A 13,976-nucleotide genomic window follows, 5' to 3' on the forward strand; every position below is an offset into this window, starting at 1 on the left:
GAGTCTCACTTTCAATGACAGCAACATTAACAGGCCAGCGCACGGTGAATCGCCCAGCCCTACAGACCCAACCTGAAGTCCACTCGCAGAGCTATCAAAATCTCGCACTGTTTCGTGTTTATGTGGCTTATCGCTCCCTCCTTTCCATCGTATTGCTGATTCTGCTGGTGAATCCGAACACACGCACGTTAGTGGGGTCGCTAAACCCTAATCTGTACACAACCACTGCATTGGTCTATCTAGCTACCAACATCCCTCTAGTGGGCTCTCTGTCTACACGCCTTAATGAAAACCAGACGCTGATGTTATTGGTCTTTCTGGTGGATATTATGGCCCTCACCTTATTGGCGGACACTAGCGGTGGAATGACCAGCGGCCTGCCCGCATTACTGGTGATTACGGTCGCCGCCAGCGCGGTACTTATTTCAAATCGAAAGCTCGCCATGTTGGTTGCAGCTATTAGTGTTCTGGCTATTTTGCTGGATACAACTTGGTTGATACTGCGGGACGTCCTCGACATCGGTTCACTTTTTCCTGCGGGACTATTGGGCCTGCTTGTTTTCGGCGTGGCGCTTATGGTCCAGACAATCGCCCACCGTCTAGGTCGGGCCGAAGAGTTGGCACGCAACCGTGCCAGCGACCTTTATAATCTACAGCGACTCAATGAACAAATAGTGCAGCATATGCAAACAGGTATCCTGCTGGTCAATAACGAGGGCCTTGTGCGAGTCATGAATCAATCCGCTATTCGCCTACTCGCGCCAGAGAGAAAGATAACAGAAGAGCAGGGGGGGCAGCTGGAAGACTACTGTGTGCAGCTGGCGGGCCAGTTCACGCAGTGGAAACACTCTGGCATCCATCGGGCTGCGCCATTCACCGTCGTAGAGGGGGGGAACCCAGTGATTGCCAACTTCCAAGAATTGCAACCCCATGTCAACCACGAGTTCCTTATTTTCGTGGAAGACTATACACCTGTGACCCAGTACGCGCAGTCGCTGAAGCTCAACTCTCTAGGTCGACTGACAGCCAGTATCGCCCACGAAATTCGCAACCCGCTTGGGGCCATCAGTCACGCCGCCCAATTACTACAGGAATCACCCGACCTTATACCCTCTGACAACCGCATGGCAGATATCATTCAACACCACAGCGAACGCGTTAACCGGATTGTTGAAAGCGTCATGCAAATTTCACGTCGCGAGCCTCCCAAACCGGAGCAACTACTGCTGGCATCCTGGCTAAGTGAGTTCGTTCGCGAATATCTCAATGCCTTGAACCGACCCGCGGAAGTCACCATCGATTGTGACTATAAGGAATTGCTCATCGAATTCGATCCCGAGAATTTACAACGTATCTTTACTAACTTACTGGATAATGCGCTGCGCCACAGCAAACAGAGAACAGGAAAAGAAACGGCGCGCATTCATATTGATATTGACTCCACCCTTCACCAATACCAGATCAATATGATTGATAATGGTAGTGGCGTAGCCTTCGGTGATCGGGCTAAACTCTTTGAGCCTTTCTTTACCACAATGACTGAAGGCAGCGGTATGGGCCTGTATCTTTGCAAGGAGCTCTGTGAAATCAATAATGCGGATCTCGATTATCGACCCACTGGAAAAGGTGAAAGCTGCTTCCGTATCTCTATTAATCAACGAGCTCTTTAAATGGCCACCCAAAGCGTTTTAATCGTGGATGATGAACCTGATATCAGAGAGTTACTGGATATCACACTAAGCCGTATGGGCCTTCAAACCCATAGCGCGGCGACACTTGAGGAGGCCAAGGAACTTGTTGCACGGGTACAGCCAGACCTGTGCCTAACCGACATGCGTCTGCCCGATGGCAACGGCATCAGCCTGGTGCAGTATATCCAACAGGAATTCCCTCACATTCCCGTTGCTATGATTACCGCCCACGGCAGCGTGGAGACAGCCATCTCAGCGCTCAAAGCCGGGGCATTCGATTTTATCAGCAAGCCTGTTGAACTGGAGAATTTACGCAGATTGATCAGCTCAGCCCTGCAATTGCAGGCCGACACTAGTCAGGCGCAGGATGCGCTGGATCAAGGGATGATCGGCAGCGCCCCCGTCATACAAACTCTGCGCCAGCAAATATCCAGACTTGCTCGCAGCCAGGCGCCGGTGCATATTCACGGCGAGTCCGGCAGTGGCAAGGAGGTTGTGGCGCGTCTAATTCACAATAACGGCCCACGGGCCACCGGCGCTTTTGTTGCTGTTAACTGTGGCGCGATTCCGCCGGAACTCATGGAGAGCGAGTTATTCGGGCATGTTAAAGGGAGTTTCACCGGTGCCAGTCAAGATAAGGAAGGTCTCTTTCAAGCAGCCTCTGGCGGCACTTTGTTTCTCGATGAGGTCGCTGATCTGCCCCTCGCTATGCAGGTCAAGTTACTGCGCGCGATACAGGAGAAAACAATACGCCCGGTGGGTGCAAGCGAAGAACAGCACACTGACATTCGCCTACTGAGCGCGACCCACAAAGATCTAGCCAATGAGGTCGAAATCGGAAATTTCCGACAGGATCTTTACTACCGTATAAACGTCATCGACGTAAGAGTCCCCAGTCTTCGCGAGCGGCTAGAGGACGTCCCCGCACTGACCAAAAATATTCTAACTCGCATTGGCACAGCACACGGTACGGCCGAAGCTCGCCTGGAAAATTCTGCTGTAAACGCACTGAACAATTACACGTTTCCCGGCAACGTGCGCGAACTGGAAAACATACTAGAGCGCGCTCTCGCGCTTTCCGAGGGCGATAGTATTACCGCCGATGATCTTCAGTTTGCCAGTGCCACGATAAGAGATTCCGCCTCCTCACAAGATGGAAACAGTGAGCGAAGTAACAAAGCGTACGAGAGCCATGATGCCTATGGCGATCTCGAAGGCTATCTGGAAGATATAGAGCGGGAGATGATCAGTCGGGCACTGGAACAGTGCCGCTGGAACAAGACCGAGACCGCGAAAATGCTGGGAATAAGTTTTAGAAGCCTGCGATATAGACAAAAAAAACTGGGATTGGATAATTAGTCTGTCTTACCAGCATAAGGGTGTAGGCCCATCACCCGTTGCTGACTTAATTCCCATGGAATTCAGCTTCAACATCCCACACAGACGATCTTCAGCCTGACTGAGTTGAGGAACAGCATATAGCATGTAGGCATATTCACTTGTCGTAAGATCGATAAGGTAGACCCTGCTCTCTGCTAGCACAGAAACCTCTTCCCCGTCAGGGCCAATGGCATAAGGACTAGTCAAAAAACCTAAACTCGAAAGAGTCTCCGCATAACGTTTGTGGTCGATAAAATATTGCTCCTGTCTAATCATAACGTCCAGTAATTCAGCTACACCCAGACTGCGCCGAGTATTGATGAGCTGTCGCTGATACGAGGGTAATGTCAGAACCAGTAATATTGATACTATTGAGACCACAATGACGAGTTCAATCAGAGTGAAACCTTTATATCTCATGTTACTCATCAGTTTACGCGGGTGCGCCTATAAAGGATCAATGCCGGGCTCCCGCCAATAGGTCCGATATAACGTCCTCGCATGACTGGGCAATAGTGTGCTGATATCGGGCACGCCATCCCCGTCCATAGCATACCAATCGATGCCCTCGCCTGGCAGGGAAATAACATCGCCTACCAGTATCGCGCGCACAGCAACGCCCTGAACTACATGGGCACTACCGCGCCGTTTCCTACTACCATCGACACGCACATCGACTTCAAAAATCGCTGCATCAAAAGTGCGACTGCTGAGCACTGTGGCCTGTGACGCCCTCATAGGAAAATCCTGCCATAACAACGGATCTTGTCTGGTGATACGATAATCGATCTCGTAACCTTCAGATGTTGAAGCCGACACAGGTACCGGCAGAAGTCTGAACTCGCAATCAAGAATCTTCGGGTCCAGCGGGCAATTTGAATGCCCCACCTCTGTATCGAGCAAGAAGTTATCGGGGCTTTGCGACAACTCATCAGCAATAGCCTCTGCTTTATGAAAGGCCTCCTCCAAAAACTGATCATTGGCAGCCATACGCAATTGCAGCAAGGCGGTGTGCATCGCCGTCGTCGAGATAACCGCAAGCATCAGCATAAACACCAGGGCGAGTATCAGTACACTCCCATGACTTGTCTTAATCGCGGTTTTCGGATGGCTCTTCATGGCTCTGCCATTTCAACCTAAAGGTTGGAGTCGATTTCTAAGGAGAATTGATGAACTGATGACGCGCCTCAAGTAGAAATCGTGCCGGGGCGGCAGAATTTTCTGCCCCAGTGCATACGATTTTTGATCTTTATACCCCGGAATCATACTAATACTGCGCAGCAATATATAAATTTTCGCCACAACGGCATGCTGCATTTCATCGCCAGTAGGGGCTGACTTATACTGGTTTGGAACCCCATCGGCGTCAGTATCAATACCAAACTCGAACTGCAGATCTTCCACCCCCTCTACTAGGCACCGTGAAGTCATCTTGTCGCCAGCAAGTGTCTCCATACAGAGTGTCGGAATGGCGTCGCCCTGAGAATCAGGTTCAGAATAGCTGCGGATAAAGAAAATCCTGGATACCGCCTCCCAGTAGCTAAGTGAAGGCACGGCTATAGAGGGATCAAGCAAATCGATAGGACGCAGCTTTTCCCACTCAGCCGAACCACCTAACACCAATCGGAAATACCAGACTTCACCTGTAGACGCGGTCAGGCCATCAGCGACGACTCCACGACGCAAGCTGGCATTAACCGCCGTGCGCTTGATCGCCAACAGGTCTGTATTGATCTGTATAGCGGTGCTATCTAAACAGGTAAATGCTGTGGAATTTTGGGAAACAGGTACAGAATTTCCAGGATAATCGTTTACGAACTCCAATGCGTTTTCTACGTCCAGAGCCCAATTCTGATGACTACAATCCCCACCCACTGACACTGGGACAACCCCGTCCATTGAGGGAACACCTGCATAAAAGCCTACCATCGCCAGCTCTCGTGACAGTAGACGCATCGCATAACGTCCGTTTTCCTGCATTTGCGCCATCTGCTCGTCGTAAAAGGCATTCCGCTTAGCACCTAGATAAGTACTGACAAACCCCGCACTAAGGATGACTCCCAATAACATTGACACCATCAGTTCAACCAAAGAAAAGCCTCGCCCTGAAGCACAGCCAAATGTTCGCTTATGACGAGCCATGCTCAACGTCTTCCTATGTAGGTGGAAATCATGAGCTGTCGTCGCTGTAATGTGTCGTCATTGGATCCATTCGGTGTTGCCTCGGAGCCAATATCATCAGCCCCGCAGGTCAATGGTGTTGGTTGATGGACAACCGAGGAAACAAGCCAACTTATGGTCACAGCCACTTCGCCATCATCAGTTGAGATACAGGCCCGAGGTGATACCAGCCCACCTGAGCTAGCACCATTACGCTGCCCTGAAAGCCCTAACAGGTTCGACTCCCACTGCCATAGATCAAACGCTGCAAGTTGTAGCGCAGTACAAGTAGAGATATCGCAATTAGCGTTTGGCAGTGGAAGTAGCTGTGTAGTGTCCCCGATTGCCAGCGCTCGATAAGCCTCAAGTTGTCCAGAATTTGTTCGCATATGCTCAACAATATCGCGTCCCAATGCCGTTGCAGTCGAACGCTGGCTCGCCTCGTGAACCACTTTCTTTGCCACCAATTGTGCTGACATAAGACCCATCATTCCTGTCGAAAAAACCAACAGTGCCAGCAGATACTCCAGCATGCCCATGCCGCTCTCGACAGACACCGCATAATTGGCCTGCGCTTTGGCGCGGCCTATCGGCGATTCATGCAAAGGGCTATCGCCCATCAGACAACAGGACATTCCCCCCAACCTCCTTTCAAGCGCGCCCTACCCACGATATTGATCACAATACTCAGCGGCTGCACACGCGCATCGCTCGGAGGACAGAACAACAACGTGCGATTGCTGTGGGAGGACCCGCTGGGGAGGTAGTTAATTAATTTAAAAGCCGCTCTGGTGCCACTGCGATTGGTTAGCTGGTAGCCAGGCGGTAAACCCTCAAACACCTGGAGCACTTCGTCAGTACCTGCGTCGACAACCTTGTCCTTATCAGCATTAGCAAACACAATCCAGCCATCGACATAGGTACCTGAGCATTGAACTTTTCCGGTAACGGCCATCGCTGAAGGGCAGATACTGACGGGGCTGTTCCTCATAACCGCCTCACTGCGCGCCAGATTGATCGCACGCAGGAAGCGAATCGACTCAGAGCGCAAGCGATTACCTTGCAACAGGTCCTGCATTAAGGGGGCACTTAGAGACAGCGTAATCGCAATCACCATCAGCACGATCACCAATTCGATCAGGGTAAGCCCCCTGAAGCGACCATAAAGCGACACCTTCTCCACCGCATTTCTCCTTTTGAGAACAAGCATAGGAATACAGTAAAAAAGATGCCAGCTGTTGGCGACTTTTGCCGGAAAAGGACGTCATTGGATGCCCGAGAGGGCTGATAAACGAGTTTTAGGCCGCTCTAGATATTGGTTGCGTCGATGCGCAATTCACGCGGCAACGAGAATGTAATGTGCTCGGCGCGCCCTGCCAACTCTACCGCGGGGTCAGCACCAAGGGCAATCAGACCGTCGAGCACTTCCTGCACCAATACCTCCGGGGCAGAAGCACCGGCGGTCACCCCGACACACGACTTACCTTGCAACCAGGCGGGGTCTATGTCGTCGGCACCATCCAGAAGATACGCCTCTACACCCATGCGCTCAGCCAACTCCCGTAATCGATTGGAATTGGAACTGTTAGGCGAGCCCACCACCAGCACGAGATCGCATTTAGCTGCGAGCGCTTTCACCGCGTCCTGACGATTCTGCGTGGCATAGCATATGTCGTCTTTTCGTGGTCCTTCAATACTCGGATAGCGCGCTCGAAGGGTGTCAATCACCTTCGCGGTGTCATCCACCGACAGTGTTGTCTGGGTCACATAGGACAATTTATCCGGGTTTTTGACCTGCAGCAATGAGGCCTGTTCATCATCTTCCACCAGGTAGATGTCACCACCGGCGCTGCGATCATATTGTCCCATCGTCCCCTCGACCTCGGGGTGCCCACGATGACCGATCAGGACACACTCTCGACCCTGAAGGCTATAGCCAACCACTTCAACATGCACCTTGGTTACCAGCGGGCAAGTGGCATCAAACACCTTGAGCAATCGCTGCGCCGCTTCCTTGCGCACCGCTTGAGACACGCCATGAGCACTGAAAATGACAATGCAGTCATCAGGCACTTCGTCTAAATCATCGACGAATATAGCTCCACGCGCTCGTAGATCATCGACTACAAACTTATTATGAACGACCTCATGCCGCACATAAATAGGGGCACCAAAAACCTCCAGCGCTCGATTGACAATATCAATTGCACGATCTACCCCAGCGCAAAAGCCACGCGGATTCGCCAAACGAATTTCCATTACCCCACATCTCTCCTGAAAAACAACTCACCTATGTCTATTTAAGAACAGGGTCTCCACATTGAACCCTGCTACTCTAGTGTATTTCCTCGGGCACGACCCGGTGAATGATGACATCAAACAGAATATTACGACCAGACAGTGGATGATTGAAATCTACCGTCACCTCGTCGTCATCAAAAGCGATAATCATACCGGGCAATTCACCCCCGCTGGCATCGGCAAACGAAAATATAAGGCCGATTTCCAAATCCGCGTCGTCATCAAATTGCTTACGTGGCACATACTGTACGTTATTGTTATTGGGCTGACCAAACGCATTTTCCGGCGGCACAACAAACATCTGCCTCTCACCTGGAGCCATGCCAAACAACAAGCGTTCGAACCCAGGCAACAAGCTGCCATCACCGATGACAAGCTGAACCGAGTCCCCGCCAAAATTGGTGTCCACCTCTGAGCCATCCTCCAAACTGACCGAGAAGTTCAAGTAAACTCGAGTTCCTTCACTTACGGTTACCTGCGTCATTGATCCGCCTTCTGTTCACCCAAAACGGGTTTGTCCCGGTTCAAGAAGCTGTCCAGCAACATGCCAACTGCCCCTAGTGATATAGCCGCATCGGCGATGTTAAAGGCGGGAAAATAACGGCCCTCGTAGTGGGCCGAAACAAAGTCCACCACATAACCCAATGCGACACGATCCCACAGGTTACCCAAAGCGCCTCCCAGAATCATGCCAAGACTTACTGCCAGCAGCAACTGGCCCCGCGGCATGAGATATAGCCAGACGGCCAATACGGCGCTTATCCCGATCGCAGCGGCACTAAAAAAATAGCGCTGCCAACCGCCGGCATCACTTAAAAAACTGAAGGCCGCCCCAGCATTGTGCTGTAACGTAAAGTTCAGCCACCAGAACACAGGCACCGGCTGCCCGTACTCAAGGCCGTTGCTCGCGAGACCTTTGGTGTACTGGTCCAACAGAATGATAACCAGTGCCAAACCAAACCATGGCAAAGAGGAAATTCCGTTACGCATACTGACGTTGCTCCCCTTCACCATCAATGTTGTCGACACAACGGTCGCACAAGGTCGGATGCAGCGCACTATTGCCGAGAGTCGGACTGCGATGCCAACAGCGCTCACATTTCTCATCTTCGACGACGGCGATCTGTATACGCAGAGCGGGAAGATCGGTGCTCATTGCATCAGAATCGGCAGCGCTCAAAGGCATCAATGTTGCGGAGGAAGTGATTAATACAAACCGCAATTCGTCCCCCAATGCCTGCAAGCTCTCGTTTAACTCAGCGGAGCAATACAGTGTCACTGCAGCATCCAGTGAGCCCCGCAACACGCCCGCGGCACGCTGCGACTCCATGGCCTTGTTAACCGCGGTGCGAACCAAAATCAACTGCTGCCAAAAATCTTCTCCCATCGCCTCATCGGCTGAAAGTTTTTGTAAATCATCGCTCCATAGCGCCAGCATTACCGACGGCCCTCGTTCTCCCGGCAGATTCTCCCAGATCTCTTCCGCCGTAAAACTGAGTATGGGTGCGATCCAACGCACCAGCGCCTCAGAGATATGGTACATCGCGGTTTGAGCAGAGCGCCTAGCTAAGCTGTCCGATTGCGTGGTGTAAAGGCGGTCTTTGATAACATCCAGATAAAAACCCCCTAAATCATTAGCACAAAAATTGTGCAGCATCTGATAGACCTGATGGAAATTATAGCTGCGATAGGCCTCCACCAACTCTTGCTGCAACTGCGCTGCTCTGTCCACCGCCCAGCGGTCGAGGGACAGCATGTCAGAAAAACACAGCACATCCGCGCCTGGATCGAAACCATCAAGATTGGACAAGAGAAATCGCGCGGTGTTGCGAATTCTGCGATAGGAGTCGGCGGTGCGCTTGAATATTTCATCACTGACCGCCAGTTCACCACGGTAGTCGGTTGCTGCGACCCACAAGCGCAGAATATCAGCGCCAAGCTCATTCATCGCCTTCTTGGCCGGGAGAATATTGCCAAGAGACTTGGACATCTTGCGGCCGTCACCGTCCACCGTAAAGCCGTGAGTCAGCACTGTCTTATAAGGCGCTGCACCGTCGATAGCAATGCCGGTCAACAGCGAAGACTGAAACCACCCCCGATGCTGGTCGGAGCCTTCCAGATAGAGATCCGCAGGACTGTGCAGCTCATCGCGCTGACGTAGCACACAAGCATGGGTGACGCCTGAATCAAACCAGACATCCAGTGTATCTGTGACCTTGTCGTAGTCATCGGATTCTTTACCCAACAATTCAGAGGCATCCAGATCAAACCAGGCATCTACGCCCTTCTGCTCCATGCGTTGGGCAACCTGTTCCATCAACTGCAGGGTCTGCGGATGCAGTTCACCCGTTTCTTTGTGCACAAACAGGGCGATGGGAACGCCCCAGGTACGCTGACGCGAGATACACCAGTCTGGCCGGCTATTTAGCATCCCCTCGATACGTGCTCTGCCCCATTCCGGCAGCCACTGCACACCTTCTACAGCCCTAAGCGCTTTTGTCAGCAACTGTTGCTTACGCATGCTCACAAACCACTGCGGCGTTGCTCGAAAAATAATCGGAGTCTTGTGGCGCCAACAATGAGGATAAGAGTGCTGAATGTCTTCGGTGTGCAGGAGCACGCCACGTTCCTGCAATAACGCAATGATAGCGGTGTGGGCCTTTAATACGTGCTGACCCGCAAAGTACTCAGTATCTGGAAGGTATACACCGTTTCCACCTACCGGGTTGTAGACGTCAAGATCGTATTGCTTGCCCACCACGAAATCGTCCTGACCATGCGCCGGAGCAGTATGTACCGCCCCAGTACCGGCTTCCATCGTGACGTGATCGCCGAGAATCATCGGTACCTTTCGGTCAAGGAAGCAATGCTGTAACAGCTGGTTTTCTAACGCAGCACCTTGGCATCGCCCCACTATTTTGAGTGACCCTAGGCCAAAGCGGGAAACGCAGGCCTCCGCTAATTCCTCCGCCACCAACAAGGCCCTACCCTGTCCTTCAATCAATACGTAGTCCAACTGTGGATGAACACACACAGCCATATTGGCTGGCAGCGTCCAGGGCGTCGTGGTCCAGATGGGGACTGCGATTTCGCCGTCATAGGCTGCGCCGCAGGTGGTGTTGAACGCCGCAGGATCAACCGCAATGAAAGCCACATCGATGGCGACTGAACCCTTATCCTGATATTCCACTTCCGCCTCAGCCAGAGCTGAACCACAGTCCATACACCAGTGCACCGGTTTGAAGCCCTTGTGCAGGTAGCCATTATCTACGATCCGTGACAACGCGCGGACAATGTTTGCCTCAAACTTGAAATCCATGGTCAAGTAAGGTTTGGACCAGTCACCGATAACCCCCATACGGATAAAGTCCGCTCGCTGCCCATCAATCTGACCCGTGGCGTATTCACGGCATTTCTGACGGAACTCCGTCGCAGTCACTTTAACGCCAGGTTTGCCGATTTTTTTCTCGACATTGAGCTCTATCGGCAGGCCATGGCAGTCCCAGCCAGGTATGTAGGGTGCGTCAAAACCATCCAATGTTCTGGATTTGACAATAATGTCCTTCAGAATTTTGTTAACCGCATGCCCTACGTGGAGATCTCCATTCGCATAGGGAGGGCCATCGTGCAGGATAAACTTAGGGCGCCCGGCGCACTCTTGACGGATTTTTTCGTACAAACCCATTTCCTGCCATTGTTTCAGGCGCTGTGGCTCCCGTTGGGCCAGACTCGCCTTCATTGGAAAATCCGTCCGGGGCAAATTCAGTGTGTCTTTATAATCGCTCATAATGTCTCTATCGAATTCGAGCCCTGCTTACACCAGGCCCGTGTCTTCTCTATATCCCTCGCTATGTTCTCTTGTAGCTCTTCTACTGAATCAAACTTTTTTTCATCCCGCACCTTATGGCGAAACGTGACTTCAATATACTTGCCATATAAATCAATCTCGCGATCCAACAGATGCACTTCGAGATTGGCCTTGATACTGTCATCTACCGTAGGCCTCACGCCCACGTTGGCCACACCTGGAACATTCTGCAAACCGCCACCGCTGACTTCCACCATATACACGCCAGACAAAGGTGCTCGCAGCCGACGTAATTCCAAATTAGCCGTGGGCGTACCAATTTTTCGCCCCAGCTGGCGACCATAAATCACTCGGCCAGAGATGCTGTAAGGCCGACCCAACAAGGCCTCCGCTTCTAAAAAATCTGCATTCTCCAGTGCCTCCCGAATACGGGTACTACTCACTCGCTCACCATCAATTGCGAACGTCGGCGTCGATCCGGCGGAATAACCGTAGCGAAGACCTTGCTGCTGGATAAACTCGATATCTCCCTGGCGATCAGCACCAAAGCGAAAATCGTCACCTAACACCACGTAACGTACACCCAACCCCGCAACAAATATATCGTCGACAAAACGCTGTGCCGACATGCCTCGAAGTTGCTCATTGAAACGGATACGCAACAAACGGTCTACGCCAATCGCCTCCATCGCGCGAGTCTTCTCCCAAAAACTCATTATTCGAGCGGGTGCCTGCAGCGGAGAAAAATATTCCCTCGGGAGCGGCTCAAACACAATAATCAGCGACGGCAGCGACAGCTCACTCGACTTATCAAGGAGATGGCGTATCACCGCCTGATGGCCAAGATGCACGCCATCAAACGCACCAATCGTCGCAACACAACCGTGATGTCTGGGCCGCAGATTATGCAAGCCTCGAATCAGTTCCATGAGGTATGAAAACCCAGTCAGACCAAACCAACGAGTATAGCGAAAATGCGCTCCCTAGCCTAATTCCCAAGCGCCCTCAAGAGAGTGAATATGCCACGCAGAGATAGGTGCTCAATGGGTAGAAGGAGCCCGCAAGTGCAACATTCGAGTACCCAACAGCAAGTGGCAGGTAAAATACACTCCAACACCGGCGCCGCAAAGGAGAACTAGCTCGAAAATTCTCTGGTCCCAGCGCCACTCTGACCACGCACTGCTATCGGGCGAAATCAATAGCACCGCAGCGCCCATACACGCCGTGGACAGAAGCAGACGCAGCATGTAGACCGTCCACCCGGGCTGGAATTGATAGAAACCAGCTCGCAGCAACCCCCGCAGCAACAGCCCAGCATTCAGTATAGCGGCGACACTGGTAGCCAGAGCAAGCCCCACATGCCCGATGTTCCAGAGGTACATCAGTGGCAACGTGAACAACAGATTCATAACCATATTGGCTACCATCGCAATGATACCAATCTTCACCGGTGTAGCCGTATCCTTGCGGGCGTAGAATCCTGGCGCCAAGACCTTTACCAACATAAACGCAATCAAACCGAGACTGTAGGCACGCAAACTCAAGGCTGACATGTCCACGTCTCTAGCGTTTAGTGCACCGTACTCAAACAGCGTAATTAATATGGGCTTAGCGAGCAGTATTAACGCCAGAGCCGAGGGCACTCCAATTAATAACACCCAACGCAGCGCCCAATCTAGCGTGGCACTAAATGAAGTCTCTCGGGCCGCCGCGCGATGCGCAGAGAGGTTGGGCAAGATAACCGTCGCGATGGCGATGCCAAATATGCCCAAAGGCAATTCTGCGAGTCGATCTGAGTAGTACAACCAGGAAATACTGCCGGTGGGTAAAAAAGAAGCCAACACCGTATCCAACAACAGATTGATTTGACTCACTGAAACACCGAACAGGGCCGGCACCATTAGCTTGACGATACGCCTCACGCCTTCGTCTGAGCTGTCCCAAATGGGTCGGGGCACCAGATCCAGCTTGTAAAGAGACGGCAGTTGAAATAAAAGCTGAACAACACCCGCCAAAAGCACACCCCATGCCAACGCGAAAACGGGCTCTTCAAACCAAGGGGCAGCGACCAAAGCAGCAAAAATCAGTGAAAGGTTCAAGAACACTGGCGTGAAAGCCGGCACCGCAAACCGACCATAACTGTTGAGTATTGCACCACAAAATCCGGTCATTGAAATAAGAAACAGATAGGGAAAAGTGATACGGATCATCTCTGTCGTCAGAAGAAATTTCTCTGGCTGACCCACAAAACCGGGGGCAAAAATCGTGGTGACGAGAGGGGCCGCAAGCATGGATAGCGCAGTGACGAATAGCAAGGAACCGCCAAGCACCCCAGCTACTCTGTCGACAAGCGCTTTTACTGCAGCAGCACTGCCGGCTTTTTTGTAGTCGGCCAACACCGGCACAAAGGCCTGAGAAAAAGCTCCCTCAGCAAATAGGCGACGCAGGAAATTAGGGATTTTAAACGCAATGAAAAACGCATCTGCATTGGCACTGGCACCAATAAATGCCGCGATCACCACATCGCGCAGAAGCCCCAATACGCGCGATATCGTCGTCATGGTACCTACCACAGCACTGGACCGAAGCAGACCGGGACCAGTTTGTACGGGACTCTTTGCGCTACCGTCAGCCAT

General features: G+C 52.0%; 13 protein-coding genes. 2 read left to right on the forward strand and 11 right to left on the reverse strand.

Translation table 11 applies throughout. The annotated features are described in order from the left end of the window. Nucleotides 1–14 precede the first annotated feature (14 nt). Nucleotides 15–1,670: a sensor histidine kinase gene (locus ABXT62_RS12355; RefSeq protein WP_415355583.1), complete on the forward strand. Its 1,656-nt coding sequence runs from the start codon at nucleotides 15–17 to the stop codon at nucleotides 1,668–1,670. Beyond that, complete coding sequence (locus ABXT62_RS12360; protein ID WP_415355584.1) at nucleotides 1,671–3,050, forward strand: sigma-54-dependent transcriptional regulator; 1,380 nt, start codon at nucleotides 1,671–1,673, stop codon at nucleotides 3,048–3,050. It begins immediately after the preceding gene. A 6-nt stretch (nucleotides 3,051–3,056) separates the two neighbouring features. Here ABXT62_RS12360 and ABXT62_RS12365 read toward each other — a convergent pair whose 3' ends face one another. From ABXT62_RS12365 to murJ, 11 genes are all read right to left on the reverse strand, one after another. Then, the gene (locus ABXT62_RS12365; protein ID WP_415355585.1) at nucleotides 3,057–3,491 is read right to left on the reverse strand and encodes a type IV pilin protein; all 435 of its coding nucleotides are present in this window, start codon (nucleotides 3,489–3,491) and stop codon (nucleotides 3,057–3,059) included. A 27-nt stretch (nucleotides 3,492–3,518) separates the two neighbouring features. Continuing rightward, a complete protein-coding gene (locus ABXT62_RS12370) occupies nucleotides 3,519–4,190 on the reverse strand; it encodes a PilX N-terminal domain-containing pilus assembly protein (protein ID WP_415355586.1) in 672 nt (223 codons plus the stop codon). A 12-nt stretch (nucleotides 4,191–4,202) separates the two neighbouring features. After that, a complete protein-coding gene (locus ABXT62_RS12375; protein ID WP_415355587.1) occupies nucleotides 4,203–5,213 on the reverse strand; it encodes a PilW family protein in 1,011 nt (336 codons plus the stop codon). A 2-nt stretch (nucleotides 5,214–5,215) separates the two neighbouring features. Next, nucleotides 5,216–5,866 (reverse strand): type IV pilus modification protein PilV, encoded by a 651-nt coding sequence (gene pilV, locus ABXT62_RS12380; protein WP_415355588.1) that lies wholly within the window; start codon nucleotides 5,864–5,866, stop codon nucleotides 5,216–5,218. Continuing rightward, a complete protein-coding gene (locus tag ABXT62_RS12385; protein ID WP_415355589.1) occupies nucleotides 5,851–6,414 on the reverse strand; it encodes a GspH/FimT family pseudopilin in 564 nt (187 codons plus the stop codon). Before ABXT62_RS12385 ends, pilV begins: the two co-directional genes overlap by 16 nt. 125 nt (nucleotides 6,415–6,539) lie before the next feature. Continuing rightward, on the reverse strand, nucleotides 6,540–7,490 hold the full coding sequence (gene ispH, locus ABXT62_RS12390; RefSeq protein WP_415355590.1) for a 4-hydroxy-3-methylbut-2-enyl diphosphate reductase: 951 nt from the start codon (nucleotides 7,488–7,490) through the stop codon (nucleotides 6,540–6,542). Nucleotides 7,491–7,566: 76 nt separating this feature from the next. Beyond that, nucleotides 7,567–8,016, reverse strand: a complete 450-nt coding sequence (locus ABXT62_RS12395) for an FKBP-type peptidyl-prolyl cis-trans isomerase (protein WP_415355591.1) — start codon at nucleotides 8,014–8,016, stop codon at nucleotides 7,567–7,569. Then, entirely contained in the window at nucleotides 8,013–8,522 is a 510-nt protein-coding gene (gene lspA / locus ABXT62_RS12400; protein ID WP_415355592.1) for a signal peptidase II, read from the reverse strand. Before lspA ends, ABXT62_RS12395 begins: the two co-directional genes overlap by 4 nt. Continuing rightward, the gene (gene ileS / locus ABXT62_RS12405) at nucleotides 8,515–11,319 is read right to left on the reverse strand and encodes an isoleucine--tRNA ligase (protein WP_415355593.1); all 2,805 of its coding nucleotides are present in this window, start codon (nucleotides 11,317–11,319) and stop codon (nucleotides 8,515–8,517) included. Before ileS ends, lspA begins: the two co-directional genes overlap by 8 nt. Further along, complete coding sequence (ribF, locus tag ABXT62_RS12410; RefSeq protein ID WP_415355594.1) at nucleotides 11,316–12,269, reverse strand: bifunctional riboflavin kinase/FAD synthetase; 954 nt, start codon at nucleotides 12,267–12,269, stop codon at nucleotides 11,316–11,318. The genes ileS and ribF overlap by 4 nt, the downstream gene beginning before the upstream one ends. 111 nt (nucleotides 12,270–12,380) lie before the next feature. Next, the gene (gene murJ, locus ABXT62_RS12415) at nucleotides 12,381–13,976 is read right to left on the reverse strand and encodes a murein biosynthesis integral membrane protein MurJ (RefSeq protein WP_415355595.1); all 1,596 of its coding nucleotides are present in this window, start codon (nucleotides 13,974–13,976) and stop codon (nucleotides 12,381–12,383) included.

It is taken from the genome of Halioglobus sp. Uisw_031, from assembly GCF_047729875.1.
In the GTDB taxonomy this organism is placed as follows: Bacteria; Pseudomonadota; Gammaproteobacteria; order Pseudomonadales; family Halieaceae; genus Marimicrobium.